Below are 26,654 nucleotides of genomic sequence, written 5' to 3' on the forward strand. Positions count from 1 at the left end.
GCTGTTGATACTGGGTCTTTTCGTGCATCGCAACACCTTATACGAAACAGGTGTTGCACTTCAGATTTGAGGCCGCCCAGCGATAGATATTCGCGCGGCTGCGCATAGCATCTGGGAAACGCTTCGTTTGATCGCGGCGGGCGCGAACGTACCATCGTTCGTTCAATCTTTTTCGCCTGATTCCCGCCCGAATGCCTATGAACGTTCCCCGCTATCCTTCTGCCGCGCTGCGGCTCGATGCCGGCGCGTCGCCCAAACGGGACGACCCGCGACCAGGCGATGCCCGCGCGCTCGTCGATCTGCCGACGCGCGAAGCGGCGCAGGCCACGGGGCTCAAACGGAGCGCGTTGCGCTCGCGCGGTCTGCGCATCGGCGTGCCGCTCGCGTTGATCGTCTTGTGGCAGCTTGCATCGTCGCTGCAACTCGTCACGCCGGAGACCTTGCCGCCGCCCACCGTCATCGTCGCGGCATTGAAGGAACTGATCGCGGACGGCGAACTGCAAAGCGCGATCGGCGTGTCGCTCGTGCGCGCGGCGACGGGCCTTGCCATCGGCGGCGGCATCGGTCTGTTGGCGGGACTGTTCGCGGGCCTGTGGCGCGTCGGCGAAGAGATCGTCGATGCGCCGCTGCAAATGCTGCGCACCATTCCGTTCATCGCGCTGATTCCGCTCTTCATTACGTGGTTCGGCATCGGCGAAGGCGCCAAGGTCGCGGTGATCCTAGCGGCCACGATCTTCCCGATGTATCTCAACACCTACGCGGGCGTGCGCGGCGTCGATCCGAAGCTGCTCGAAGCGGCGCGCGTGTTCGGGCTCTCAAGCCGGCAAGTGGCGTTGCGCATCATCTTGCCGACGGCGCTGCCGTCGATTCTCGTCGGCGTGCGCTACGCGAGCGCGGTCGCCTTGCTCGCACTCGTCGTCGCGGAGCAGATCAACGCGCAGAACGGCATCGGCTACATCCTCGTGAACGCGAACCAGAACCAGCGCGCGGACATCATCATCGCGGGCATCCTGGTGTATGCGGCGCTCGGCATCGTCACCGATCTCGTGATGCGCGCGCTCGAACATCTCGCCCTGCCGTGGAGGCCGCGCTTTGAACTCGCCTGATATCGAACGCTTCAACGCGTTGCAGCAGCGCGAATCCGCGCTCGAACTCGACCGCGTGAGCCGCGTGTTTTCCGGGCGCGCGGTGCTGAAGGACGTATCGCTCACGATCAAACGCGGCCAGTTCGTCTCGATGCTCGGCGCATCCGGCGCGGGCAAGACCACGCTGTTGCGCATTCTCGCCGGACTCGATCGCGCCGATGCCGGTCGCGTGCGCGTCGCGGGCGCGCGTTCCGTCGTGTTTCAGGAGCCGCGTCTCGTGCCCGCGAAACGCGTATGGGAAAACGTCGTCATCGGTCACGACCGTCTGAGCGCGGCGAAGCCGTCCGCGCTCGCCGCGCTCGACGAAGTGGGCCTCTCGCGCCACACGGAAGGCTGGCCGAAGACGCTTTCCGGCGGCGAAGCGCAACGCGTCGCGCTCGCGCGTGCGCTCGTGCGCGAGCCGAAGCTGCTGCTGCTCGACGAACCCTTCGCCTCGCTCGATGCGTTGACGCGCATCCGCATGTACGAACTCGTCGCGCGTTTGTGGCGCGCGCATACGCCCGCGGTCGTGCTCGTCACGCACGATATCGACGAAGCCATTCTGTTGTCCGATCGCATCGTCGTGCTGTCGCAAGGCGAGATCAGCGCGGACGTCACGGTCGATTTTCCGCGTCCTCGTTCGCGCGGCGACGAGCAGGCTATTGCCTTGCGCGCGCGGTTGCTCGCGGAACTCGGCGTCGATGACGATGCATTGCAAGCCGCATCAAGAAACGCGGCATAAATACTTTCATTCACTCAGACCACACCTTCATGCGCATCAAGAAACGCTTCATCGCTTTATTCGCCACGAGTTTCGTCGCGGGGTCGCCGGCATCGTTCGCACAGGACGAGCCGCTGACGCTGACCATCGGAACGCAGGATGCCGCATGGCCTTTGATCGTCGAAGCGTCGCACGTACTCGACGGCACGCCGTACAAGGTTAAATGGGCCGTGCTGACCGGTCCGGCGGCGCAACTGTCCGCGCTGTATTCGAAGGTGCTCGACGTCGGCTTGATGGGCGATACGTCGCTGATCATCGAACAGGGCAATGCGCGCACGCCTTGGACGGCCGAGAGCGCGCCCTTGCAGATCGTCGCGGGCTGGCGCAATCCGGACAACAGCTATCCGCCTATCGTCACGGTCGTGCGCAAGAACGCCGACGTGAAGAGTCTCGCCGATCTCAAGGGCAAGACGTGGGGCTATAACTTCGGCGGCTTCAACTATCTGCAATACGTGCTTTCGTATGTGAAGGCCGGACTCAAGCCGAAGGACTTCGAAGCCGTCAAGTTCGGCGACGGCAACGTGTCCGCGTCCGCGTTCAATGCGGGGCAGGTCGCGGTCTATTCGGGCGGCTTCGGCCCGGTCAAGGAAGCGGTCGACAAGGGCGATGCGCGCGTCATCATCAAGAGCGACGAACTTGATATTCCGGCGTTGTCCGTGTTCGCCGCACGCACCGACGTGCTGCGCGATCCGAAGAAGAGCGAGGCGCTCGGCGACTTCCTCGGCCGCCTGAAGAACTCGTGGACGTGGTGGGCGCAGAACGTGCCGGCGGTCGAGAAGATCTATCTGGAGAAGATGAAGCAAAGCCCGGCGCGCGCGAAATTCTCCGCTGAAAACGGGCGTTCGCTGTTCTATCCGCTCGACAAGGAACTGGTGGCGCGCGAGCAGAAGATCGCGGACACGCTCTACAAGTCCGGCGATATCAAGAATCAGATCAAGGTGGACGTGGAATTCAATCCGGTATTCGACAAGCAGGCCGTCGCGTCGCACTGAATCTTCGCATCGCCATGACGACAAAAGGGCGTGCCTTTCATCTCGAAGGCACGCCCTTTGTCTTACCCGTCGAGCTTCGTATAAGGGTTCGCGTAAGTGAACGGATCGCAGACGAGGTCGTTCAACGAATATTGCCCGACCGCGTGATACTTCCACCGCACGCTGTCGTGCAACGTATGCGTGCGCGCATTGCGCCAGTGCCGGTCGAGATTGTGTTCGGACAGCGTCGCTTGCGTGCCCGCGAGTTCGAAGAGCTTGCTGGATGCTGCGAGCGCGAAACGCGTCGTGACGATCTTCGCTTCCGCCGTCGCGACGATGGCGGCAGCGACGGCCTCGCGCGGCGCGTCCCTGTCGCGCGCCAGATCGATCGACGTGGCCGCGCGCGCGGTCAGCGCCTCGGCCGCATGCAGATCGACCGTCAATGCGCCGATATCGCGCAGCGTGTACGGATCGTCGGTCGCGTGCGATGCGCCGCTGCCGCGCGCCGGATGCGCAAGCGCGCGCAGAAAGCGCCTGGTCTCGTCGAGCGATGCGCGGCCGATACCGAGATCGATCGCCGCATGGATCAGTTGCGACACCGCATTAGCCGTATCGATGTTCGCGTGGCGTCCGCGCGCGACGATCTGCAGCGCATCGAGTTCCACTTCGTCGAGCCGCACCTGGCCGCTTGCCGTCGTGCGCTGACCGAAGCCCGACCAGTCGTCGATGACTTCGACGCCGCGCGCATGCCGCGCGACGAAGGCGGTGACGGGAAGGCCGTCGTCATCGCGCGCGGCGACGGGAATCCAGTGCGCGAAGAGCGCGCCGGTCGAGTAGACCTTGCGGCCCGTCAGCACGAAGCCGCCGCCGTTCGCGTTGCGGCGCACGCGCGTTTCGTGTTCCGAGGGCAGACGGTCGCCCGGCTCGGCGGTCGCATTGCCGAAGCGTTCGCCCGCGAGCGCGCGCGAAAAGAAGAAGTCTTGCTGACTTGGCGAGCCGTCGTGACGCAGACGTTCGAGCGTCGCGAAGTGATTCTGCGGAATCTGTCCGAGCGACGAGTCCGCCGCCGAGATCGTGTCGAACACCTGCGCGATGGTGCGCACGGAGGCATCGATGCCGCCGAATTCGCGCGGCACGCCGATGCCCCACAAACCGCTCGCGCTGAACGCTTCGATCTCGTTCAGCGGCAGCCGGCGTTCGCGATCGCGCGCGGCGGCGTCGATGGCGAATTCGGCGGCGAGACGCCGCGCGGTCTCGATAGCTTGATCGTCCGAGCGGATGGTCGCCGCGCGCGTGCGTTGCGTGTCCTGGCTCATGCAGTCAGTGTCCTCGTAGTATTCATGCGGCATGCGCCGACGACGCATACAGGCTGGCCGGTCGCGGCAGGCCGAGATGATCGCGCAGCGTCGTGCCTTCGTATTCGCGGCGGAAAATGCCCTTGCGCTGCAGGATCGGCACGACGTGATCGACAAAGGCCGCGAGGCCCGAAGGAAATACATCGGCGTTGAGATTGAAGCCATCCGCGCCGCGCGCTTCGAACCATTGCTCGATATCGTCGGCGATCTGCTCGGGCGTGCCGACGATCATCCGGTGCGCGCCCGGATTGCGGTCGAGCAGATCGCGCACCGTGAGGTTCTCGCTCTTCGCGAGCGCGACGGTCGAGTCGATGAAGCCGCGCGGCAGATCTGAACGCGCGACCTTGCCGATGAGGTCGTAGGGCAAGGGCGCATCGATCGACAGGTCGTCCGGCGCGAGGCCGAGCGCGCCCGCGAGCCGGGCGATTTCGCGCTCGGTATCGAGCAGCGCATCGAGTTCGGCCTTGCGTTCGCGCGCCTCGCGCTCCGTTCCGCCGATCACCGGATACAGCCCCGGCAGCAGCAGGAAATGATCGGGATCGCGGCCATGCGCGCGCACGCGTTCTTTCATCTCCGTATAGAAAGCCTGCGCGGTCGGCAGCGTGGTTTGCGCGGTAAAAACGGCGTCGGCGAAGCGTGCGGCAAGCGCGCGTCCGCCTTCCGACGAGCCGGCCTGCACGAGCACGGGCCGCCCCTGCGGACTGCGCGGCACGGTCAGCGGCCCGCGCACCGAAAAGTACTTGCCGCGATGCTCGATCGCATGCACGCGCGACGGATCGGTATAGCGGCCCGACGAACGGTCGGCCACGAAGGCATCGTCTTCCCAGCTATCCCACAGCTTCGTCACGACTTCGACGAACTCCTGCGCGCGCGCATAGCGCTCTTCGGTCGAGAGCGGAATGTCGTGGCTGAAGTTCGCGGCGGCGTGGGTATCGTAGGTCGTCACCGCATTGAACGCGATGCGCCCGCCGCTCAGATGATCGACCGATGCGAAGCGGCGCGCGAGATTGAACGGATCGTTGAACGTGGTCGATGCCGTCGCGATCAGGCCGACATGCTGCGTCGCGCCCGCGAGAGCGGTCAGCAGCACGGTCGGTTCCAGCGCCTGCGACGGCCCTTCGGCGTGATTGCGCAGCGACAGCGTGTCGGAGAGAAACACCGCATCGAGTTTGCCGCGCTCGGCGGTCGTCGCGATCGCCTTGAAGAAGTCCAGATCGATGATCGAACGCGGATTGTCGAGCGCGCGCCAGCCCGCCGGATGACGCCCTACGCCGGTGATGTTCGTGTTCAGATGCAGTTGCCGTGGCCGCGTGGTGGTCATATCGTCGTGTGAAGAGAGGTGGATCCATGAGCGAAATCGGTGCGCTCGTGACGCAGGCCCGCTTGAACGAGCAGGGGCAGCACGGCTTCGCCGAAATACGCGAGATCGGGTTCGAAGTCGAAGAAGGTCAGTTGCACGCCGTCGCAGCCGGCGCGCTTGAGTGCGATCAGCTTGTCGACGATCTGCTCGGGCGAGCCGATCAGATGCAGATTGCCGCCGAGAATGCGTTGCTCGCGCTTGTGCTTCGCCCACGCTTTCGCATCGCTGCGGCTGCCTTGTCCGACGAAGCCGTCGAGCGCGCCTTCATCGGCGTGCGCGACGATCGCATCGCGATACGCGTGCGCCTCGCGTTCGGTCGGACGGCACACGATAGTCGGATTGATCAGCGTGCGCACGCGCCGCTTCAAGCGCGCCGCGCCGTCGCGAATCTTCGCGGTATGCGCGGGCAACGCGCCGATGGCATCGTCGAAATCCGCGCCCGCCGGACTCGTGATGAAAACGAGGTCGGAGTGCCGCACCGCGTAGTCGATGCCCGCATCCGAGCCGGTCGCATTGACGAGCACCGGACGGCGATAGCGCGGGCGCGGGCTCACGAAGGCATCGTCGAGCTGCCAGTGCGCCGTGCGGATCGTCAGGTTCGCGTCGCTGCGCCAGAGCGTGTCGAGCACGCCGACGAATTCCGCCGCGCGCGCATAGCGCTCGTCGTGCTCGATCATCGGCTGGCCGAACATCGCCCATTCCGTGGAGACGTGGCCAGTCACCAGATTGATGCCCCAGCGCCCGTTCGAAATGTGATCGAGCGTCGCGCCGAACTTCGCGAGATGCAGCGGATGCCACGGGCCGTACAGCGCGTGCACCGTCGAGATCAGCAGAATGCGCTCGGTGATCGCGGCCAGCGCGCTCGTCGCGATGAACGCATCGAGCGACTGTTCGCGATACTTCATGTGACCGCCGTGGCCGTTTTTGCCGAGCCACTGCGCGAGCCCGAAGACGAGATCGAAGCCGAGCGCTTCCGCCTGCTTCGTCAGGCGCGCGTTGTAGTCGAAGCGCCAGTCGGTGCCGCGCGGCAGGGTCGAAATGGACCAGCCGCCGTTCTGGATCGGCAGGAAAAGGCCGAGAATCAGCGGCTGCTGAAACGCCGCGTGCAGCGGGCTGCCTTCGATGTCCGCGGGGCTCGATGCGCCGTCGAACGTCGGGCTCATGCAACACGCTCCGCGATTTCGGCGAGCCGTTCGCGGCTGCGGCGCGCGGTGGACGTTTCGAAGTCGAGCACGTCGATGGACGCGATCGCATCGCGATCCACCTGCTCGACGAGTTGCAGTTCCCATGCGAGATACGCGTTCATCTGCGCGGCGACCTGATCCGCCTGCGCGTGATACGGGCTGTACCACGCGTCGTCGTCGCCGGTCACGTTGTCGGCGTCGCCCGCGTCCTGCGGCAGGCCGAGCGCAAGCCAGCGGCGCGTGCCGCCGATGAGCGCGGACACGTCGCTGCGCGTCTGCGCGATTTCCGCCGCGACGAGGCCCGCGAGCACGCCGTCTTCGGATGTCAGCACGAGCGGCGTATCGCGCGGCAGATCGTTCAGATGCGCGGGCAGGGCGCTCGCCGCGACGAAGCGCGCACCTTTCACATGGGCGCGGCGAAACGCGAGGCTGCTGTCGATATCGATGGTCCGCACCGTGCCCGCTTCGATCGCGCGCGACAGTTCATCGGCTTCGATCCAGCGCGTGCGCGCGCCGTGCGGACGCACGCGCACGGCTTGCGCGCCGGCTTCGAAGTGCTCGGCGACGAGCGCTGCGCTCGCGGCATCGTCGAGCACGCGGACATCGAGATAGCCTAGCTGTTTGAGCCACGATGCCGTCATGCGCGCGCGCACGCCGTCGTCGTCGCGCAGCACGACGCGCGCGTGCAGCGTGCCGATGTATTCGTCGGTCGCCTGCACGAGTTGTCCGCCGGGCGCGTTTTGCCAGCCCGCCGGATGACCGGCTTCGTATTCGAGCGGATCGCGCACGTCGAAGCGATACAGCGTGCGTTCGCCGCTTTCGCGTTCGAGCGCGGCGAGCGTGTCGCGATCGACGACCGGCACGTGCGCGCGGCGCGCGGCGGCGGCGGCGAGTTCGCGCGCGGCCGCGAGCGCCTGTCCTTCGGGGCGCGGGGCGGTGCGGATCTTGCCGTGTTCGAGTTCGAGGCCTTCGAGCAGCCACGACATCGAGCCGCCCGTGAGCGCGGCGACCGGATTCGGCACGCCTGCATTGATCAGCGACTGCGCGCCGAGAATGCTGCGCGTGCGGCCCGCGCAGTTCACGACGATGAGCGTGTCCGGCGACGGCGCGGCCGCGAGCGCGCGATAGACGAGTTCCGCGCCCGCGCAATCGATGCCGCCGGGAATGTTCATCGTGTGGAATTCGCCGAACGGGCGCGAATCGAGCACGACGAGATCGTCGCCGGCATCCTGGCGGGCCTTCAGCGTCAAGGCGTCGATGTTGGGCGTATGCAGCTTGTGCTCGATGAGTTCGCCGAATGCCTTGCCCGGCACGTTGGTGCCCGAAAAGATCTCGAAGCCCGCCTGCGCCCATCCTTCGACGCCGCCTTCGAGGATCGCTACGTCGGTATAGCCCCAGCGTTCGAGCAGGGCGGCGGCGCGCGGCGTGTACTCGCCCTTCGTATCGACGAGCACGACGGGCGCGCCGCGGCGCGGCACGAGGCGATCGATCAACAGACCGAGGCGGCCCACCGGCGCGACCGACGAATAGAACAGGCGCTTACGCGCAGAGACGCCTTCCTCGCGCACGTCGAGCACGGCGAGTTCCGAGCGTTGAGCGATAAGCGTGCGCAACTGCGCGGCGGACACGAAACGGGACATGGGCGAAAAGTCCTTGAAATAGGGAGCGGAATCGAAAAAATCAGGCGTAGGGCGGGCCGCCGCCGTCGACGTAGAGGCGCGTGCCGGTCACGAAGCGCGCATCGTCGGAGAGCAGATACGCGACCGCTGCCGCAACATCGTCGGGCGTGCCGGGGCCGTCGAGCGCGGTGAGACGCGTGGGTTCGGCATCGGCCTGACGGGTCGCCATCGACGCAAAGCGCGGCGACTCGATAGGACCGGGCGCGACCGCGTTGACGCGCACGCCGTGCGGCCCGTACTTGCGCCCGAGGCCCTGCACGAGCAGGTCGAGCGCGGCATTGACGCTCGAACCGGGAAAATGATTCGGCGGCGGCGCAATGCCGCCACGGCCGGAAATCGCGACGATCGCGCCCTTGCCCTGCGCGATGAAGCGCGGCAGCGCGGCGCGGATCGGCCGCACGGAGCCGAGCAGCTTCGCATCGATGACGCGCTGCCAGTCGTCGTCGCTCAGGTCGAGAAAGTCGCCGAACGCGCCGACGTTCGTGCTGAGCACGAGGCCATCGAGACGCCCGAAGCGTTCGTCTATTTGCGCGAAGGCCTCACGCACGCGGCGGTCGTCGCTGACATCCACGGAAAGCGGGACTACGCGAGGCAGATCCACGAAAAGCGGGGCGTCGATGTTGCGCGAGGACGCGACTACATGCGCGCCATTGGAGGCGAGTCTTCGCACGACGGCCGCGCCGAGCGCGCCGAATGCGCCTGTGACCCAAAAAACCCGGTCATTGAACTGGTCGTGACTGGACATGGACGAAAGTAGAAGGGATGAAAGCTCTCCATGTTCGTTCCTCGCGTCGCCAAGGCAAACGGATCATTTCGCGAAAGCTTTGCATGGCGGGTCCGCTGAGATATCCACGGCATGCGCGATGCGCTTTTCAGCGACGTTCAATTTGCTTAGCTGATTAAGTTGGTTTGCGAGGCGCGATGCCGCGCACACCGACAATTTTCCACGCCCCAATCGAAAGCCACGTTTATTCTGTGCTCTCGATAAGAAGTCTGAGAGGTCGAAAGAAGCAGTGGCGCATGTTTGGCGGCAGCGGGACGGCGGCCGTAGACATCGACTTCGACGCTCATCATGGACAGCCCAATCCTCACGCGCACAACTGGGATGGACTCAAGCGTGACCAAGGTTGGCCCGTATCTATTTTTCCACGCTGAAGGTGTAATTTGACCAACATTCACAAGAGGCTTGAGTCGTTTGATTTCTTCCACGATTGGCACGTAGATGCCATCGCGCTGCACAGTGACGATGACCCGGACTGTCCTGATACGCTTGTTCTGAAGATGAGGCTCGTCGATCGTCGCGTAATCGTCACGTTCCACGGCATGACGCGTCTAGGCATCGAAGGTGGCGGCACCGTCAACATCGTGCTGTCGCTTGAGCCTGTGAAGCCTGATACCGAAACGGAGCGCCTGGCCGCGAAACTGTTCGAGAACTCTCTGAAGAGCAAACGGGTTGCCGATAACGCAGTCATCTTGTATCCGACAGCCGGTTTCGCGATCGCGGTGGAGTTCGACACGCTGACTGTCGAACCCGACGGCCTGTAAGTAGCCTGTAACAAGCTCGCTTCACGTCCTCCGAGCGAACGCCAGGATCCTCGCGCGCAAACTCGCGCACCATCTTCAGATCACAAAGAAGCCATGCGTGCCATCGCGGTCCAGTTGCGCGACAAGGCCGTATTCCCAGTCGAGATACGCCTGCATTGCTTCGCGTGCATTGCCTACGCCCTCATACGGACGGCGATAACGATCGATGCGCGGTGACGCGAGCTTCGCCTCGCCGCCTTCGGTCGGCAGGCCGGCGCGCGTCCACGCCGCATTGCCGCCTTCGAGCACGGACACGGGCTTGCCGGTCAGCGCGGCGACATCGGCGGCAGCGAACGCAGCCAGCGTGCCGGAACCGCAGGTCAGCACGTAATGCCTCGCGTCGGGCAGATGGCGCAAATCGTCGTAACCGGGCGCGAGATGCGAGCGCAGAATCCAGTGCGCGCCCGGAAGATGCGACTTCACGAAATTCGCGCTTGGCGTGACGTCGAGCAGCACGACGCCGTTCGATGGATCGTCGAGAAGCGCGGCGAGCGCCTGCGGCGAAATCGTCGGTGAAGGCGCGGGCTGCGGCCGCTCGGGACGATACGCGCCGGCTTCCGTCAGGTCGCTGCGACTCGCGCCATCGACGACACAGGTTTCGATGTTCATCTGCGCGAGCCACGACGCGGTCATGTTCGCGCGCACGCCGTCGTCGTCGAAGAGCACCACGCGCGCGCCGCGCACCGGCGCGAACATCTCCGTTTCCTGCACGAGCTGTCCGCCCGGCGCGCCCCGAAAGCCGGGCGCATGCGCGGCTTCGTATTCATCCGGCGTGCGCACGTCGAAGCGATACGTCGTGCGCGATGATCCGCCGGCCCAGCGCGCCGCTTCGTCGAGCGACGTGCGGCGCACGCCGGCGCGGGTCGCCAGCACGAGCGCGGACTCGCGCGATGCTTCGAGGTTATGCGGATCGCGTCCTGCATCGCTATCGAAGCGCCGTTCGCTGCCGTGCTCCAGCGTCTTTCCCGCGAGCGTCCAGCCGATCGTGCCGTTGCGCAGCGCCGCGACACGATTCGGCAGCTTCGCGTTGACGAGCGACTGCGCGCCGATGATGCTGCGTGTCCTTCCCGCGCAGTTCACGACGATGCGCGTCGCCGGATCGGGCGCAAGCGCACGCGCGCGCAGCACCAGTTCCGCGCCCGGCACGCTGACGCCGCCGGGAATGTTCATCGTGCGGTACTCGTCGAAACGGCGCGCGTCGAGCACGACGATGTCCTCGCCGCTCTTCTGCAAGGCGTCGAGCGCTTCGGCCGAAAGCGAAGGCGTGTGCCGCTGTGCTTCCACGAATTCGCCGAACGCCTTGCTCGGCACGTTGACGTCGCGGAAGACTTCTCCGCCCGCGCGAATCCAGCCGTCGAGGCCGCCCGCGAGCAGCGCGACCTGGCTGAAGCCGAGCGCGACGAACTTGTCGAAGGCGCGCGCCGCGAGTCCTTCGCCATTGTCGAGCAGCACGACGGGCACGTCGCGGCGCGGCAGGCGCGTGTAGGCGTCGAGTTCGATGCGGGCAAGGGGAAAATTCGCCGCGAACAGCGGATGACACTGCGCATGCGGATCTTCCTCGCGCACGTCGAGCAAGGCGATTTCGCGTTTGGCGAGCAGCGTTTCGCGCACGTCTTCATACGTGCGCCACGGATAAGAAGTCATTCTGGCGGATTCAATGTGATGAGTTTCATGCGGTATGACGCGCGTCGTACTCGGCAAGCGTCTGCGTCATCGAGTCGTGAAAAATCACTGGACGTTCACGCGGCGTTCGAGCCAGCGCGTGAAGCGCGATATCGGATAACAATACGCGAAAAAGATGACGAGCGTGGCGACGTAGGTGAGCACCGTGAAGCTGGAGCGCGCGACCGTGCTGCTCGCGATCTGCGCGGTGTCGATCAGATCGTGAATGCCGACGAGCGACGACAGCGCCGTGCCCATCGTGATGATCGCGTACACGTTCGTCCACGGCGGCAGCATGCGGCGCGCGCATTGCGGCAGCACGATATGCACGAGCACCTGACGGCGCGAGAAAGCGAGCGATTGCGCGGCTTCCCATTGCGTCGTCGGCGTCGAAGCGACCGCGCCGCGAAAGATTTCCGCGATGTTCGCGCTCGCGGGCAGCGCAAGCGCGAGCGTTACCTTGAGCCAGTCGGGGAACGGCAGCGTCGTGCCGAACACCGTGAACTCGAAGGGGAACACGTAGGTAGTGAAGTAGATCAGCACGAGCCACGGCGCGTTGCGAAACGCCTGGATCGACCATCGCGCGATGCTTCCCGCGAACGAGCGCGACAACGCTATAGCGCCCGCGACGACGCCTACTACAGTGCCGATCGTCACCGCGCCCAGGCTGATGAGGATGTTCAGCGAGAAGCCGTGCGCGAGCGCGGGCGTCCATTCGACGAGTTGTTTGAGCGTGTCGATGCGCGAGCCGGACTCGGGCGCGATCGCCCAGAGCAGCGCGCCGAACGCGAGCACGCCGAGGATCGCGGCCGTGCCCGACGTAACGCCGGAAAGTGGCCGCGCTTTGCCGCGCGAAGCGGCGATCACCGAAGGAGAAGCGAGCGTGTCATGCGCCATAGCCGGGCACCCATAGACGGCGTTCCAGCCAGCGCCCCGCGCGGCTCACGAGCCACGTCAGCACGCCGTAGAACAGGAGAATCAGCACCATGAGCGCGAGCACGTTGTCGCGTTGCGTCCAGATCATGATCGACTGATAGGTGATGTCGCCGACCGCAATCGCCGATGCCAGCGCCGACGCCTTCACCAGTTCGACCGCGTTATTCACGAGCGTGGGCAACGCGGTGCGCAGCGCGAGCGGCAGTTCGATGCGCCAGAAGCGGCTCGTCCGATCCAGCCCGAGCGACACGGCGCCTTCGATGGTTTGCGCGGGCAGCGCATCGAATCCCGCGCGCAACGCTTCCGCGTGAAACGCGCCCTTGTGCAGCGACAGCACAAGCACGATCCAGAAAAACGGCTTGAACGGATTGTCCGCGTGATGCATTTGCAGCCATTGCGTGATCAGCATGTTCACGACGAGAAACGCGCAATACAACTGCACGAGCGTCGGCGTGCTGCGCGTGGTTTCGATGAACGCGCGCGCCGCATTCGCGAGCCATATGCGCCGGCCGCGCACCGCGACAAGCAGCGCCAGCCCGGCGATCGCGCTGCCGACCATCGTCGCGACGATGATCTCGATGCTCACGACGATGCCGTGCAGAAACGGATCGCGCTCGTAGGCATCGAGCAGGAAGCGGAAATCGAATCCCGCACGCGCGGTGGAGGCGAGAATCGAATGCAGCGATGCGTTCATCTCACGGTCCCTTCGGCAGATTGGCGTGCCATTCGACGAGCGCCGGCGACGGCGGCAAACCGGCCTTCGCTTCGGACGCGATCAGAAAGCCGCTGCGATGCCAGTCCTCGACGATTCCGTTCAGCTTCGCCGCCGTGTCCTTTTCGCCCTGCCGCACCCAGATCACCGACGACGCCGGGATCAACTCCGGCTGCAGCGTGCGGTAGTCGCGCCATTCGGGATCGTGCTGTTGCAGCGGATAAAGCAGCGGCGCGGCGTCATGCACGGCCGCGACGCAACTGCCGCCGCGCAGCGCGAGCAGCGACTGCGACGCGCCCGGAAACGCGCGCGGCACCGCGCCGTAGCGCTCGACAATCGGACGGATATAACTGCTGCCCTGCGAGATGCACACCGGCTTGCCGCGCAGATCTTCCCAGCGCGTGATGCCGCTGTTGTTCGGCGTGATCGCCGTGCCGCCGACGCGGTAATACGGCGTCGGCACGAAGTCGAGAATCTCGGCGCGCTGCGGCGTGTACTCCATGTTCGCGATCAGAATGTCGGCCTTGCCTTGCTGAAGAAACTGCACACGCGTGGACGGCTGCACCGACACGAGATTGACCTTCACGCCGAGTTTCTTGCCGATGTCGTTCGCGAGGTCGACGTTGATGCCGCGCGGCTGCTGCGTCTGCGGATCGAGCGAGCCGAACGGACTGCCCGCGATCATCACGCCGACGTCGATCTCATGACGCGATGTGATGCGATCGAGCGTGGCGTCGGCGTGCGCGGAAAGGCTGAGCGAGGCGAGGAAGACGAATCCGCCGAAGCGGCTGAGTGAGGTCGTTGTTGGCATGCGGATCGAATGAAAGACGCGTGGCCTCGCGATGCCGGGGCAGGCGAGGGCAGCGCATCACCCTATCCGCATCGGCGTTCATCGGGAACGAAGCGATTCTGCTAAGTAAATGGTGCGCGGCGGCAGATACGCATCGCGATTCAAGCGATATGCATGTGTCCATTCGTTGGTTCGCGCGAGCGGGAGCGGTCCATAGAATCGCTGACTCACCTGCACAGGACCCGCCGATGAGCCAACTGATTCTTTCCCATCGCGCCGCGCGCATCGGCCTCGCGCCCAATGCCGCGGCCAGGGCTCGCGCGCAGGCGCTCGCGGCGTTGCAACGCGCGCCGTCGTCGATCGGCCCGCAACAGGAGGCCGCATGAACCGCGTCGCGCTTGCTCCGACTTTCGACGAAGCGCCCGCCAGCGACCGCCACACGCAGGACGCGCTGTTGTCGATTCGCGATTTGCACCTGGACTATGGCGGCGGGCCGGTGTTGAACGGCATCGACCTGACGGTGAAGCGCGGGCAGGCCGTGTCGATCATCGGGCCGTCGGGCTCGGGGAAATCGACGATCCTGCGCTGCATCAACGGTCTCGTGACGCCGCGGCGCGGCTCGATTCATATCGACGGCATCGACGTGCGCGCGCAGCAAAGCGATGCCGAACGCATTGCGCTGCGCAAGCGCGTGGGTTTCGTGTTTCAGCAATACAACCTGTTTCCGCACCTGAGCGTGCTCGACAACCTGACGATCGCGCCGCGCCGCGTGCTCGGCAAGAGCCGCGAAGAAGCCGAAAGCGATGCGCACGCGCTGCTCGCCAAGGTGCGTCTCGCCGACAAGGCGCACGCGTATCCCGGCGCGCTGTCCGGCGGCCAGCAACAGCGCGTGGCCATCGCGCGCACGCTGGCGATGCGTCCCGACCTGATTCTCTTCGACGAAGTGACCTCCGCGCTCGATCCCGAAACGGTCGGCGAAGTGCTGAACGTCATCGGCGAACTGGCGGGCGAAGGGCAGACCTGCGTGCTCGTCACGCACGAGATGCGCTTCGCCGCCGAAATCAGCGACGAAGTGTTCTTCACCGAGCGCGGCGTGATCGTCGAGCATGGACCGGCCGGGCAACTCTTCGGCCAGCCGCGCAACGAGCGCACGCGGCTTTTCCTGCAACGCGCGCGCGGCGAGGACAGAAGCCATCCGCCGCTGCGCGCCGTATAACTCCGCCTGACAAGACATGACTACGACGCTGAAAGAACAACGACGCAACGAAGCCGTCCAGACGCTGCTCGCCGATGCCCGCCGTATCGTCGATGAAGACGGCCTGACGCGGGCCGCACTGTCGCGCCTGAGCGAACGTCTCGCCGCGCTTGCCGCACACGCCGATCTGTTCGATGCCGCCGCTTTTCCGCCGCCGCAAGCGCAAAGCGGCGACACGTCGGTGCGCTATCGGTTGAATCCGGGCGAGGACGGCTTCGCGCTTTATCTCAACTCGCTGTTGCCGGGCAAGACGACGATCCCGCATAACCACGACACGTGGGCGGTCATCGTCGCGGTCGAGGGCGAGGAACTGAATCGCGTGTATCGCCGTATCGACGATGGCGGCGATCCCGATCGCGCGCAACTCGCAGTCGAGCGCGAAGTCGTCGTGCGTCCCGGCACGCCGATCTCGTTTCTGCCGGACGACATTCACAGCATCCACGTGAACGGCGCGACGCCGACGCTGCATTTCCATCTCTATGGCCGGCCGCTGGAAACGCTGACCGGGCGGCTCGGTTTCGAACCGGAGACGGGGCAGATCGTGCGCTACAACGCGACGCATATGCAGCGCGCGACGCAGGCGGTGGGCTGATGCCGCAGCGTAGCGATCATCTGCATACGCGCGTGCTGCATGCGGGCACACCCGCGTTCGACGATGGCGCCGCGCCCGTCAACGCGCCGCTCGTGCGCACGAGCACGGTCCGCTTCCAGAGCGATGCCGCGCGCGCCGAGCTGCATCATCGGCGGGAGGCGGGCGAGCCGGTTGCGACTTACGGGCGTCACGGCACCGCGACGCATCGCGCGCTCGAAGCGGCGCTCGGCGAACTCGAAGACGCGGAACACGTGCTGCTCGCGCCGTCCGGACTCGCGGCGATCACGCTCACGTTCATCGCGCTGCTGTCGCCGGGCGATCACGTGCTTGTGCAGGACAGCGTCTACGGCCCGGTGCGCGAGCGCATCGAGCCGCTTTTGAATCGGCTGGGCGTGTCGTTCACCTATTTCAGCGCGAGCGCCGGCTTGCCAGGCGATCTCGTGCGCCCGGACACGCGGCTCATCTACGCGGAATCGCCGTCGTCGTTTCTATACGAAGTCATCGATCTGCCCGCGCTCGCCGCCTTCGCGCGGCAACACGGCGCGCTGCTCGCGGCGGACAACACGTGGGGCGCGGGCGTGCTGTACCGGCCGCTCGAACTCGGCGCGGACATTTCGATTCAGGCGATCACGAAGTACGTCGGCGGCCATTCGGATCTGATGCAGGGCGCGGTCGCAGTCAAGGATCGCGATGTCGCGCGGCGTCTGCGAGACACGCACGAAGCGCTCGGCCTGTCCGTCGGCGCGGACGATGCGTGGCTCGCATTGCGCGGCGTGCGCACGCTGGCCGTGCGGCTCGCGCAACATGAGCGGCATGCGTTCGACGTCGCGCGCTATCTCGCCGATGCAACCGACGTCGTGGCCCGCGTGTTCTATCCCGCGCTGCCCGCCGATCCGGGCCACGCGCTCTGGCAACGCGATTTTCACGGCGCGAACGGGCTCGTGTCGTTTGCCTTTCGCGATGCGTCTCACGCCGACGCCGTCGCGTTCGTCGATGCGCTGCGGCTCTTCGGCATCGGCGCGTCGTGGGGCGGCTTCGAGAGCCTCGCGCTGATCGCGCCCGCCTCGCGGCTCGCGACGCATGGCGCATGGCGCGGCAGCGCGCCCGTGGTGCGGCTGCACGTCGGTCTCGAAGATCCGCGCGATCTCATCGGCGATCTCGCGCAGGCTTTCCGGCGCATTGCGCGCTGAGCTTTTTCCTCACAACCGGACGCGCCGTTCACGACGAATGGCGGCCGGTTCTCTCGACCGGATGATTCGAATGATGCATCGCTCAAGCACTCGCGCGCGATTCGCTGCGCTTCTCACATTCGCGCTCGCCGCCGTATCGGGTATCGCGCATGCGGACGCCACGCTCGATCGCATCAAATCGCGCGGCGTGCTGGTCGTCGGCGTCGTGCTCGACGGCACCTACGGCTCGCTCGATCCCGAGACGCGCAAGCCGGTCGGCTACAACGTCGAGCTTGGCCAGAGTCTCGCGCAGCATCTCGGCGTGAAGTTCGAAGCCGTCGAAGTGACGCCGCCGAACCGCGTGCAATTCCTTCAGCAAGGCAAGGTCGATGCGCTCATCGCCAGCATGCAGTACACGAAGGAACGCGACGAAATCCTGAGCTATGCGCCGACGCCGTTCGAGGAAATCGGCGGCTCGGCGATGGTGCGCAAAGGCGCGGGCATTCACGAGTGGGCCGACTTGCGCGGCAAGCCGGTGTGCGTGTCGCAAGGCAGCAACTATACGAAGCCGCTCATCGAGCAATACGGCGCGCAGGTCAAGGCGTTCAAGGGCATGCCTGAGGCGCTGCTCGCGCTGCGCGGCGGCGCGTGCGTCGCGTCGGTGCACGTGACGCCGGGCATTCAGGCGCGGCTGCTCAACGAATCGGGCGAATGGAAAGACTATGAATCGCCGATCAGGACGCAGCTCATTCCATCGCCATCCGTGGTGTGGGTGCGCAAGGGGCAGAGCGATACCGTCGCGGCGTTCGACGGCATCGTGAAGGACTGGCATCGCACAGGATTCCTGATCGATGAAGGCAACAAGTGGCATATGCCGCCGTCGCCGCAACTGCTCGCGTGGCATCGGCAATATTCGGGCAAGGCGGGCGCGGCGGTTCAAAGCGCCGCCGCGCAAAACAACACGAGCAAGGACTGACGCATGGACGAATTCTTCGACGTGGATGGCGAAGCGCGCCGGGCGCTCGATCTGCTCGGGCCCGCGCCCGAAAACTGGGTGCCCGCGCGCGCGGGTATCGATCACGATGTGCTGATCGTCGGCGGAGGACAGACCGGCTGCGCGCTCGCATTCGCGCTGCGGCGCGCGGGCATCGGCCGCACGAGCGTGATCGACGCGGCGGCGGATGCGGCGGGCGCGGGCGTGTGGCTCAATCGCGCGCGGATGAATCTGTTGCGCACGCCGAAAACGCTCGTCGGTCCGGAAATCGATGTGGCGGGCGTGAGCTTTCGCGCGTGGTACGAGGCGCGTTACGGCCGCGATGCGTACCAGTCGATCGAACGCGCGCCGCGCAAGACGTGGGCCGCGTATCTCGCGTGGTATCGCGCGTTTCTCGACATTCCGGTGCGCTACGGCGTGCGTCTCGCGCGGATCGAACCGGCGGGCAATCACTTCCGTCTGCATCTCGAAGCCGACGGCGAAACACGCGTCGAAACCGCGCGCAAGGTCGTGCTGTGCAATGGCGTCGCGGGCAACGGGCGCGCTTACGTGCCCGAAGCGCTCGCGCATCTGCCGCCCGCGTTTCTGGCGCACACGTCGCAGGCCATCGATTTCGCGGCGTTGCACGGCAAGTCCGTCGCGGTGATCGGCGCGGCGGCCTCCGCGTTCGATGCCGCCGCCACCGCGCTCGAAGCGGGCGCCGCCGATGTGCATCTGTTCGCGCGCCGCGATGTGCTCGCCGCGAAGCCGGTCTCGCGCACGCGCGGCTATCCGGGCGCGTACGACAATTATCCGGGCTTGCCCGACGCGCTGCGCTGGTCGCAAGCGCGGCGGTTTCGTCGCGAAGGCTCGACGCCGCCGCGCGATTCGGTCGAGCGCGTGACGCGCTTCGCGAACTTCCATCTGCATCTGGGCGCGAACATCGAAGCAGCGCGCATCGAGGCGCATCGCATCGCGCTGAACGTGCGCGGCGAAGTCTTCGCGTTCGAATTCGCGATCGCGGGCACGGGTTATCTCATCGAGCTGTTTGCGCGGCCCGAGCTTGCCGACATCGCGCCGCACGTGCGCCTGTGGCGCGACCAGTACACGCCGCCGGCCGCCGAAGCCGATGCGGGTCTCGGCGCGCATCCGTATCTCGGCGAAGCGCTCGAATATACGGAAAAGACGCCGGGCGCGGCGCCCTGGCTGCGCGACATCCACGTCTACAACCCTGCGGGCTTCGTCAGCGCGGGCGTGCCGGTCGGCGACGTGCCGAGCATGAGGCGCGACATTCCCGCTGTCGTGCGGCGCATCAGCCGCGATCTCTTTCACGCCGATTTCGACGCGCACGCCGCGCGTCTGAACGCCGACGTTCCCGCCGATTTCGACACGACGCTCTACGCGGCGAACGTGTGGCACGCGCAGGGACAGAATCAACCGCTCGCTCAGGACCTTTCATGACCGCTTCGACACACGACATCCGACACATTGGAATCGACACGTTGCTCGACTGGCTCGGCGACGAACGCGAGATCGCGCTCGTCGATGTGCGCGAGGAAGGGGAATTCGGCCTGAGCCATCCGCTTCACGCGATCAACGTGCCGTACAGCACGCTGGAACGCGACATCGAAACGCCGGTGCCGCGCCGCTCGACGCGCATCGTGCTGATCGACGACGGCGTGCATCATGTCGCGCCGCGCGCTGCAGGCCGTCTCGCCGCGCTGGGTTACAGCGATGTCACCGTGCTGGAAGGCGGCGTGATTGCGTGGCGTGACGCGGGGCAGACGCTCTTCGAAGGCGTCAACGTGCCGAGCAAGGCGTTCGCGGAATTCGTCGAGCTTGCGTATCACACGCCGCAACTCGATCCGCACGAACTGCATGCGCGGCGCGCGGAAGATCCAGGCGTCGTCGTGCTCGACTGCCGCACCGCCGAGGAGTTCGAGCGCTTCCATGTGCCGGGCGCGATCAGCGCGCCGGGCGCGGAATTACTGCATCTCGTCGATGCGTATATCGGCGATCCGGAGCGGACCATCGTCGTGTCGTGCGCGGGACGCACGCGCGGGATCATCGGGGCGCAGGCGCTCATCAACGCGGGCATTCGCAATCCGGTGTTCGCGTTGCGCGGCGGCACGCAGGCGTGGCGGCGCGCGGGCTTCGAACTCGAATCGGGGGCGCTGCCCGCCGCGCTCGCGGATGTCCCGCCAGGCGTTGCCGCGCAGTCGCGTGCCGATTCGCTCGCCGCGCGCTTCGATGTGCGCTGGATCGATCGCGCGCACCTGCGCGAGTGGCAGCGCGATGCATCGCGCACGACGTATCTCTACGATGTCCGCACCGCCGCAGAATTCGACGCGGGCCATCTCGCGGAATCGGTGCATGCGCCGGGCGGCCAGCTCGTGCAAACCACCGACCGCTGGATCGGCACGCGGCACGCTCGCGCGGTGCTGGTCGACGAGCATCGGACGCGCGCGATCGTCACGGCGCATTGGCTCGCGCAACTTGGCATCGACGTGTACGTGCTGCGCGATCCGTTCGATGGCGTTTCGCTCGTGCATGAGCGACGCGCCAGCGGCTTCGAAGCGCCGCGCCCGGCGCAGCAGTGGATCGATCCGATCGAGGCCGCGCAACGGCTGGAAGAGGGCGCGGCGGGCTTCGTCGCGGGAGCGAGCGCGGTATATCGGAAGGCGCATCCGGCGGGCGCGGAGTGGATCAACCGTGCGCGTCTCGATGCGGTTATCGACACATTGCGCGAGAAGCAGCTCGCCGTCGTATTCGGCGATGACGACCAGCTCGCGGCGCTCGTCGCGCTCGATCTACGCGAGCGCCTGCCGCATGCGCGCATCGAATGCGTGCGCGGCGGCGTCGCGGCGTGGCGCGCGGCGGGCTTGCCGGTCGATGCAACGCCGCAGCATCCCGCCGACGATGCTCGCATCGACTATCTGTTCTGGGCGCATGACCGTCACGAGGGCAACGTCGCGGCGATCACGAAGTATCTGCAATGGGAGGAACAATTGCCCGCGCAGATCGGCGATCCCGCGCGGGCAGGATATCGTCTGCGCGCGCCGTTTTGAGTGGGACAAGCGGCGCGGGTATTCGTTTTCCGAATGCGAGACGCAGCTGGTCAGGTTACTTGGTAATCCGAAGCGAGTATCGACGGATACGAACCGGCGCGCCGTCTCACGGAAAGGCAAAAAAGCACAAAGCCCCGCCAAAACCCGGCGAGGCTTTCCGCATCACCCCAACGCGATGACAGCGATCTCCACCATCAACGCCGGCGACGCGAGCTTCGCTTGCACCGTCGCGCGCGTGGGCGCGCAGCCTTCGGGAACCCACGCGTCCCACACTTCGTTCATGCCCGCGAAGTCGCGCCCGATATCAGCCAGCCACACTTGCGCCGACACGAGACGCGTCTTGTCGATGCCCGCCTTCTCCAGAAAGCCATCGATCTTTTCGAGCACTTTCGCGGTTTGCAGTTTGATGTCGGGCGTCTGATCGGCGGACGTCTGACCGCCGATGAACACCAGCCCGGCCGCTTTCACGACGCGGCTCATGCGCTGATTGGTGTCGATGCGAACGATATTGCTCATGAAAAATTTCCTTCGAATGTGAGCCGCGCGTGTGCCTGTCAGCACGCGCGCGGCGTTGCAAAAAACGGAGTCAGTGCGCGACGAGCGTCGCCGCGTCCGCGTTCGATGACGAAGCGGCCGGCGCATCGAAGCGATCGACGGCGAACGCATCGAGCGGGATGGACGGCGCGCCGTCGAGCATCAGTTCGGAGACGAGCTTGCCGCAGCCCGGTCCGAGCTGAAAGCCGCTGCCGCAATAGCCGAACGAGTAGTAAAGGTTCGATGCCGTGCGGCTCGCGGAGATGACCGGCAGTTCGTCTTCGGTGAAAGCCTCGACGCCGGCCCACGCGCGGTTCACGCCCAGATTGCGCAGATGCGGGAAGAGATCGGTGACGGTCTTCGCGCTCTTCACGAGCCGCATGAAATCGACTTCGCCATGACGATTCGCCAGGTCCGCGATGCCGATCAGCTTGCCGCCGATCACGACCGTGCCGTTATCGAACTGCTTGAACGACAGCGGCCGGCCGGTCGCGCCGAGCGTTGCGCGGCAGAAGGGCGCCACGCGATGCGTGACCATCAGCATCAGCCCTTCGGGATGAACGGGCACCGGTTCGCCCGCCTGTTTCGACAATTCGCCGGACCACGCGCCCGACGCAATGAGCATCTTCTGCGCGCTGAACGTGCCGCGCGGCGTCTGCGCGAACCAGCGTTCGCCGCGCTGTTCGATGTGGCGTGCCGGCGTGCCTTCCAGAAAGCGCACGCCCAGGCGTTGCGCGGCCAGCCGGAAAGCCGTGGTCGTGCGATAAGGCAGCGCGTAGCCGTCGCGCTCGACCCAGATGCCGCCCGTCACATGTCTGGCGAGCGCGGGTTCGAGTTCGAGCACGGTCTCGCGATCGATCACTTTCTCATGCGTGAATCCGTGCGATTCCAGCAGCGCGACGCGCTCGCGGCAGGTTTGCAGTTCTTCTTCGGTCTCGGCAATCTTGAGTTGCCCCGACGGCACGAAGCCGCCGTCCTCGCCGATGAGTTCCGCCATGCCGTGCCAGATTTCACGCGACATCAGCGCGAGCGGAATCTCGGGCAACGGACGCCCCAAGGTACGCACGCCGCCCGCGTTGACGCCCGATGAATGTCGCGCGACGTAATCGGCTTCGAGCACGATGACCTTCGCGCCGCGCTTCGCCAGATGCAGCGCGCTGCTGGTACCGTGCAAGCCGCCGCCGACCACGATCACATCCGCTTCGATGGTCTCATTCACCGGCGAGTTCTCCGAGCGTGAGCGGCTTGATCGGCGGGCGAATGCGGTAATAGCCGACATCGGCGGGCGACACGCGGCGCGCATCCGCGATGACTTCCGTCACCGTCAGCCCGCACATGCGCCCCTGGCACGGTCCCATGCCGCAGCGTCCGAACGACTTCGCCTGATTCGGCCCGACGCATCCCAGTTCGACGAACTTGCGCAACTCGCCCGCTGTGACTTCCTCGCATCGGCAAACGATGATGTCGTCCTTCGGAATGCGGTTCGCGTCGCGCGGACGATACAGCGTGTCGAGGAACGGACGAATGCGCATGACACCGGCGAGATCGCGGCGAAGCGCCATCGCTTCGAGATCGCGCGTGCGGGTATCGACCGCGCCGAGTTGCGCCGCCACCGCGAGGCCCGCGAGCGCGCCCTGCAACGCCGACGCCTGCGCACCGCCGATGCCCGCGCCATCGCCCGCCATGAAGATGCCGGGCACGTCGAGTTCGCCCCAACCGTCGGTCGTCGGCGTGAAGCAAAGCTGCGCGTCGTCCCAGCGATGCCCAGCGCGCAGCGCCTGCGTGAATTGCGTATTCGGCACGACGCCCTGATGCAGCAAGATCACGTCGGCTTCGATGCGATGCGCCGTGCCTTGCGTCGTGAAGCTCAGTGCGCTCGCACGCTCCGCGCCGTCCGTGCCGATACGCGATTCCACGCGCAGGTCGTCGGCGGCATCGAACATCGGCACACCGGCTTCGCGCAGCGTGCGCATGAGTTGCAGGCCTTTGCTTAAGTACGGCCACGCGCGCAATGCCGACAACATGTGACGCTTCGCGCGCCAGCGGTCTTCGTGACGCGTCGTATCGACGAGCGCGCGAATCGGCACGCCGGCGCGCACGTATTGCCAGCCGAGCAGATACAGAAGCGGCCCGCAGCCCGCGAGGATCGGCGGGGCAGCGGGCACTTCGCCCGCGCTTTTGAGGAGAATCTGCGCCGCGCCCGCGGTCAGCACGCCGGGCAGCGTCCAGCCGGGAATCGGGAACGGACGCTCCATCGCGCCGCTCGCGAGAATCACGCGCCGCGCCTCGAAGCTGCCGATCTTGCCGTCGCGCAAATAGTTGATCCCGCGCTCGCGCGTGACCTGCCAGACGGTCGCATTCGTTATATGCCGCGCGCCCGATGCCGCGAACGCCTGCGCAATCGTGCCGCCGGCCGCGTAGTCGGGCCCGAGAATCTCTTTGCGGCGCGAATCGGCGCGGCCGATGCCGCGATAAATCTGTCCGCCGACGGCATCCTGTTCGTCGATCAATACGGTTTTGAGGCCCGCACGCGCGGCGCGCGTGGCTGCGCTCATGCCCGCGGGACCCGCGCCGACGATGACGACATCGACGGCTTCGGCGGAGGAGGAAGCGAGTTCAGCGGCCATGTGCGTTCTCCGGCGATGCATCGGCGGTGTCGGTGGCGCAAGCAGGCGGCAGGTCGCGCGCGCCTTCCTGCGAACGGATGCGCATGCCGGCCTGCACTTCGACCATGCAGCTCTGGCGGCTCGGTACGCCGTCGATCTCGACGAGGCATTCGAAGCACGCGCCCATCATGCAGTACGGCGCGCGCGGCGCACCTGAAACCGGCGTCGCGCGAAACCGCGACACGCCCGCCGCGAGCAGCGCCGCCGCGACCGAGCGGCCGCCTGGCACCGTCAAGGCCCGATCGTTGAAGAAAATGTCGATGCTCGCGGCGTCCGCGCCCGGCAGCGGCCTGAAAAGCGTGTGTGTCGATGAAGTCATGTCGTGCTCAATGTGCGGGAGTCGGTTCCTGTGCGTGCTCGAAGCGGCGCGCGGAGAAGGAGGGCAGTTCGTCGGGAATCGGCGCGCCGAGAATCCACGGAGCGATGCGCATCGCGTGCGCGGCGGCCAGCGTCACACCGCTGTGGCACGTCACGACGAACGCGCCCGGATGTTTCTCCGACGCGTCATAGACCGGGAAACCGTCGGGGCTGTACACGCGCAGCGCGGCCCACATGCGCACGAGTCGCACGTGTTCGAGCATCGGAAACGCGCGCACGGCGCGGCGAGCGATGTCGGCGAGAACGGGCGTCGTCGTGAAATCGTCGAAGCCGACTTCTTCCATCGAATCGCCGAATTGCAGGCTGCCTTCGTCGGTCTGACGCACGTTGAGCGTCGGATAGTGCAGGAACGGCGCGACGCGCTCGCTCACCAGCACCTGGCCGCGATTGGGCGCCACGGGCGCGTTCAGTCCGACGAACGGCGCGAGCGTGCGATTGCCCAAACCCGCCGCGAGCACGACGCGCCCCGCGCGATACGTCCCGCGCTTGCCATGCACGACGAAGCCGTTCGCCTCGGGCACGATGCGCTCGGCGCGCTCGCCGGAGACAAGGCGCACGCCGCGCGCCTGCATCGCCGTATGAAGACCGCGCAGCAGTTTGAGCGGGTTCACGTGGCCGTCCATCGGCGTATAGCTCGCGCCGATCACCTTGGGGCCGGCTTGCGGAATGCGCTCGCGCACTTCGGCGCCGGTGAGCATCTGATACGGGTAGTCGCCCAGTTCGGCCTGAAGCGTCGACAGGCGTTTCTCGCGGTCGGCGAGTTCGGCATCGTTGAAGCAGAAGTGAAAGCCGCCGGGCTGACGCAACGCGACATCGACGCCCGATTCGTCCAGCAGCGATTGCGCGAGCTTCGGCCAGCGCGTCGCCGAGCTGCGCGACCAGCGTGCATACGGCGACAGGCCGTAGCCCTTGCCCTGAATCCACACGAGGCCGAAGTTGCCTCGCGAAGCACGGAAGCCGCCATCGTCTTCATCGAGCACGGTCACGCGCGCGCCTTCGCGGGCGAGGCCGTATGCGACGGCGGAACCCACCAGGCCGCCGCCCAGCACGAGTACGTCGGGACTAACGGAAGTCATCGGGCTTCTCCGATCAGAATGCGGTCGAGTCCGACCATGCGGTCGAGCAGAATCATCAGCAGCACCGTGCCGACGATCAGCACCGCCGACACCGAAGCGACGAGCGGATCGATCGTCTGCGCGATCTGGTTGTACATGGCGACGGGCAGCGTCGTGGTGCCGGGCGTCGCGACGAAGATGGTCATGGTCAGTTCGTCGAAGCTCTGGATGAACGACAGCACCCAGCCGCCCGCGACGCCCGTGCGGATCATCGGCAAGACGACGCGGCGGAACGCGGTGAAACGGCTCGCGCCACACGAGAGCGCGGCGCGTTCGGCGTCGCGATCGAGTCCGACCGCCGACGACAGCGCGAGCCGCAGCGCATACGGCAACACGATGACCACATGCGCGCACACCAGCGACCAGAACGATCCCGACAGATGCAGCATCGACAGAAAGCGCAGGAACGCGATGCCGAGCACGACGGCGGGAATCATCATCGGCGAGAGAAAGAAGCTCGTCAGCGCGGCGCGGCCCGGAAAGCGGTAACGCGCAATCGCCAGCGCGGCGGGCACCGCGAGCAGCACGCCGATGGTCGCCGCCGCGAACGCGAGCCTGATCGAAAGCCAGAAGGCCGAGACGATGTCGCCGTTCTCGATGATCGCGTGGAACCAGCGGAACGACGCGCCATCGAAGGGCATCGAAATGAAGCCCTTGTCGGTGAACGCGACGAGCATCACGACCGCGAGCGGCGCGAGGATGAACGTCAGAAAAAGCGCGTTGAAGACGAGGGCGAGAGGGCCGTTCTGTTTCATGTGCGTATCCT

General features: G+C 66.1%; 26 protein-coding genes. 11 read left to right on the top strand and 15 right to left on the bottom strand.

Annotation, left to right across the window (positions count from 1 at the left end; all coding sequences use genetic code 11):
• Positions 1 to 197 precede the first annotated feature (197 nt).
• The 3 genes from AWB82_RS13195 to AWB82_RS13205 are packed head-to-tail and all read left to right on the top strand — an operon-like array spanning position 198 to position 2,897.
• Positions 198 to 1,106, top strand: coding sequence for an ABC transporter permease (locus AWB82_RS13195; protein WP_086967690.1), 909 nt, complete (start codon positions 198 to 200; stop codon positions 1,104 to 1,106).
• Entirely contained in the window at positions 1,093 to 1,866 is a 774-nt protein-coding gene (locus tag AWB82_RS13200; RefSeq protein ID WP_086967692.1) for an ABC transporter ATP-binding protein, read from the top strand. The genes AWB82_RS13195 and AWB82_RS13200 overlap by 14 nt, the downstream gene beginning before the upstream one ends.
• A gap of 29 nt (positions 1,867 to 1,895) precedes the next feature.
• Entirely contained in the window at positions 1,896 to 2,897 is a 1,002-nt protein-coding gene (locus AWB82_RS13205; RefSeq protein WP_086967694.1) for an ABC transporter substrate-binding protein, read from the top strand.
• Between the two features lie 62 nt (positions 2,898 to 2,959).
• Here AWB82_RS13205 and AWB82_RS13210 read toward each other — a convergent pair whose 3' ends face one another.
• Genes AWB82_RS13210 through AWB82_RS13230 form a run of 5 tightly spaced genes read right to left on the bottom strand, consistent with a single transcriptional unit; the run spans position 2,960 to position 9,199 of the window.
• Positions 2,960 to 4,192: an SfnB family sulfur acquisition oxidoreductase gene (locus AWB82_RS13210; RefSeq protein ID WP_086967901.1), complete on the bottom strand. Its 1,233-nt coding sequence runs from the start codon at positions 4,190 to 4,192 to the stop codon at positions 2,960 to 2,962.
• A 22-nt stretch (positions 4,193 to 4,214) separates the two neighbouring features.
• The gene (locus AWB82_RS13215) at positions 4,215 to 5,552 is read right to left on the bottom strand and encodes an LLM class flavin-dependent oxidoreductase (protein WP_086967696.1); all 1,338 of its coding nucleotides are present in this window, start codon (positions 5,550 to 5,552) and stop codon (positions 4,215 to 4,217) included.
• The gene (locus tag AWB82_RS13220; RefSeq protein WP_086967699.1) at positions 5,549 to 6,754 is read right to left on the bottom strand and encodes an LLM class flavin-dependent oxidoreductase; all 1,206 of its coding nucleotides are present in this window, start codon (positions 6,752 to 6,754) and stop codon (positions 5,549 to 5,551) included. The genes AWB82_RS13215 and AWB82_RS13220 overlap by 4 nt, the downstream gene beginning before the upstream one ends.
• Positions 6,751 to 8,415: a rhodanese-like domain-containing protein gene (locus AWB82_RS13225; protein WP_086967701.1), complete on the bottom strand. Its 1,665-nt coding sequence runs from the start codon at positions 8,413 to 8,415 to the stop codon at positions 6,751 to 6,753. The genes AWB82_RS13220 and AWB82_RS13225 overlap by 4 nt, the downstream gene beginning before the upstream one ends.
• Positions 8,416 to 8,455: 40 nt before the next feature.
• Positions 8,456 to 9,199: an SDR family NAD(P)-dependent oxidoreductase gene (locus tag AWB82_RS13230; RefSeq protein WP_086967703.1), complete on the bottom strand. Its 744-nt coding sequence runs from the start codon at positions 9,197 to 9,199 to the stop codon at positions 8,456 to 8,458.
• Positions 9,200 to 9,618: 419 nt separating this feature from the next.
• Between AWB82_RS13230 and AWB82_RS13235 the strand changes: the two genes are divergently transcribed.
• Entirely contained in the window at positions 9,619 to 9,999 is a 381-nt protein-coding gene (locus tag AWB82_RS13235; RefSeq protein ID WP_143756714.1) for a hypothetical protein, read from the top strand.
• A gap of 75 nt (positions 10,000 to 10,074) precedes the next feature.
• On the opposite strand, the gene AWB82_RS13240 is transcribed toward AWB82_RS13235, so the two are convergent.
• The 4 genes from AWB82_RS13240 to AWB82_RS13255 all read right to left on the bottom strand — a co-directional run bounded on the left by AWB82_RS13240 (position 10,075) and on the right by AWB82_RS13255 (position 14,159).
• Entirely contained in the window at positions 10,075 to 11,682 is a 1,608-nt protein-coding gene (locus AWB82_RS13240) for a rhodanese-like domain-containing protein (RefSeq protein WP_086967707.1), read from the bottom strand.
• Between the two features lie 84 nt (positions 11,683 to 11,766).
• Complete coding sequence (locus AWB82_RS13245) at positions 11,767 to 12,597, bottom strand: amino acid ABC transporter permease (protein WP_086967709.1); 831 nt, start codon at positions 12,595 to 12,597, stop codon at positions 11,767 to 11,769.
• Positions 12,587 to 13,330: an amino acid ABC transporter permease gene (locus tag AWB82_RS13250; protein ID WP_086967711.1), complete on the bottom strand. Its 744-nt coding sequence runs from the start codon at positions 13,328 to 13,330 to the stop codon at positions 12,587 to 12,589. Before AWB82_RS13250 ends, AWB82_RS13245 begins: the two co-directional genes overlap by 11 nt.
• A gap of 1 nt (position 13,331) precedes the next feature.
• Positions 13,332 to 14,159, bottom strand: coding sequence for a transporter substrate-binding domain-containing protein (locus AWB82_RS13255; protein ID WP_086967713.1), 828 nt, complete (start codon positions 14,157 to 14,159; stop codon positions 13,332 to 13,334).
• A 227-nt stretch (positions 14,160 to 14,386) separates the two neighbouring features.
• On the opposite strand from AWB82_RS13255, the gene AWB82_RS37630 reads away from it, so the two are divergent.
• The 7 genes from AWB82_RS37630 to AWB82_RS13285 all read left to right on the top strand — a co-directional run bounded on the left by AWB82_RS37630 (position 14,387) and on the right by AWB82_RS13285 (position 21,195).
• A complete protein-coding gene (locus AWB82_RS37630) occupies positions 14,387 to 14,524 on the top strand; it encodes a hypothetical protein (protein ID WP_159462583.1) in 138 nt (45 codons plus the stop codon).
• Positions 14,521 to 15,354 (top strand): amino acid ABC transporter ATP-binding protein, encoded by an 834-nt coding sequence (locus tag AWB82_RS13260; protein ID WP_086967715.1) that lies wholly within the window; start codon positions 14,521 to 14,523, stop codon positions 15,352 to 15,354. The genes AWB82_RS37630 and AWB82_RS13260 overlap by 4 nt, the downstream gene beginning before the upstream one ends.
• A gap of 16 nt (positions 15,355 to 15,370) precedes the next feature.
• On the top strand, positions 15,371 to 15,985 hold the full coding sequence (locus AWB82_RS13265) for a cysteine dioxygenase family protein (RefSeq protein ID WP_086967717.1): 615 nt from the start codon (positions 15,371 to 15,373) through the stop codon (positions 15,983 to 15,985).
• Entirely contained in the window at positions 15,985 to 17,175 is a 1,191-nt protein-coding gene (gene metC / locus AWB82_RS13270) for a cystathionine beta-lyase (RefSeq protein WP_086967719.1), read from the top strand. Before AWB82_RS13265 ends, metC begins: the two co-directional genes overlap by 1 nt.
• Positions 17,176 to 17,245: 70 nt before the next feature.
• A complete protein-coding gene (locus AWB82_RS13275; protein ID WP_086967721.1) occupies positions 17,246 to 18,130 on the top strand; it encodes a transporter substrate-binding domain-containing protein in 885 nt (294 codons plus the stop codon).
• Between the two features lie 3 nt (positions 18,131 to 18,133).
• Positions 18,134 to 19,588 (top strand): NAD(P)-binding domain-containing protein, encoded by a 1,455-nt coding sequence (locus AWB82_RS13280; RefSeq protein WP_086967723.1) that lies wholly within the window; start codon positions 18,134 to 18,136, stop codon positions 19,586 to 19,588.
• On the top strand, positions 19,585 to 21,195 hold the full coding sequence (locus AWB82_RS13285; RefSeq protein ID WP_086967725.1) for a rhodanese-like domain-containing protein: 1,611 nt from the start codon (positions 19,585 to 19,587) through the stop codon (positions 21,193 to 21,195). The genes AWB82_RS13280 and AWB82_RS13285 overlap by 4 nt, the downstream gene beginning before the upstream one ends.
• A gap of 162 nt (positions 21,196 to 21,357) precedes the next feature.
• Here AWB82_RS13285 and AWB82_RS13290 read toward each other — a convergent pair whose 3' ends face one another.
• The 6 genes from AWB82_RS13290 to AWB82_RS13315 all read right to left on the bottom strand — a co-directional run bounded on the left by AWB82_RS13290 (position 21,358) and on the right by AWB82_RS13315 (position 26,643).
• Positions 21,358 to 21,711 (bottom strand): RidA family protein, encoded by a 354-nt coding sequence (locus tag AWB82_RS13290; protein ID WP_086967727.1) that lies wholly within the window; start codon positions 21,709 to 21,711, stop codon positions 21,358 to 21,360.
• 70 nt (positions 21,712 to 21,781) lie between these two features.
• Entirely contained in the window at positions 21,782 to 22,948 is a 1,167-nt protein-coding gene (locus tag AWB82_RS13295; protein WP_086967729.1) for an NAD(P)/FAD-dependent oxidoreductase, read from the bottom strand.
• Positions 22,941 to 24,356: an FAD-dependent oxidoreductase gene (locus tag AWB82_RS13300; RefSeq protein WP_086967732.1), complete on the bottom strand. Its 1,416-nt coding sequence runs from the start codon at positions 24,354 to 24,356 to the stop codon at positions 22,941 to 22,943. Before AWB82_RS13300 ends, AWB82_RS13295 begins: the two co-directional genes overlap by 8 nt.
• Complete coding sequence (locus tag AWB82_RS13305; RefSeq protein ID WP_086967734.1) at positions 24,346 to 24,714, bottom strand: (2Fe-2S)-binding protein; 369 nt, start codon at positions 24,712 to 24,714, stop codon at positions 24,346 to 24,348. Before AWB82_RS13305 ends, AWB82_RS13300 begins: the two co-directional genes overlap by 11 nt.
• Positions 24,715 to 24,721: 7 nt before the next feature.
• The gene (locus tag AWB82_RS13310) at positions 24,722 to 25,849 is read right to left on the bottom strand and encodes an NAD(P)/FAD-dependent oxidoreductase (protein ID WP_086967736.1); all 1,128 of its coding nucleotides are present in this window, start codon (positions 25,847 to 25,849) and stop codon (positions 24,722 to 24,724) included.
• Positions 25,846 to 26,643, bottom strand: a complete 798-nt coding sequence (locus tag AWB82_RS13315; protein WP_086967738.1) for an ABC transporter permease — start codon at positions 26,641 to 26,643, stop codon at positions 25,846 to 25,848. Before AWB82_RS13315 ends, AWB82_RS13310 begins: the two co-directional genes overlap by 4 nt.
• Positions 26,644 to 26,654: the final 11 nt, after the last annotated feature.

This window comes from Caballeronia glebae (assembly GCF_001545035.1).
GTDB lineage: Bacteria > Pseudomonadota > Gammaproteobacteria > Burkholderiales > Burkholderiaceae > Caballeronia > Caballeronia glebae.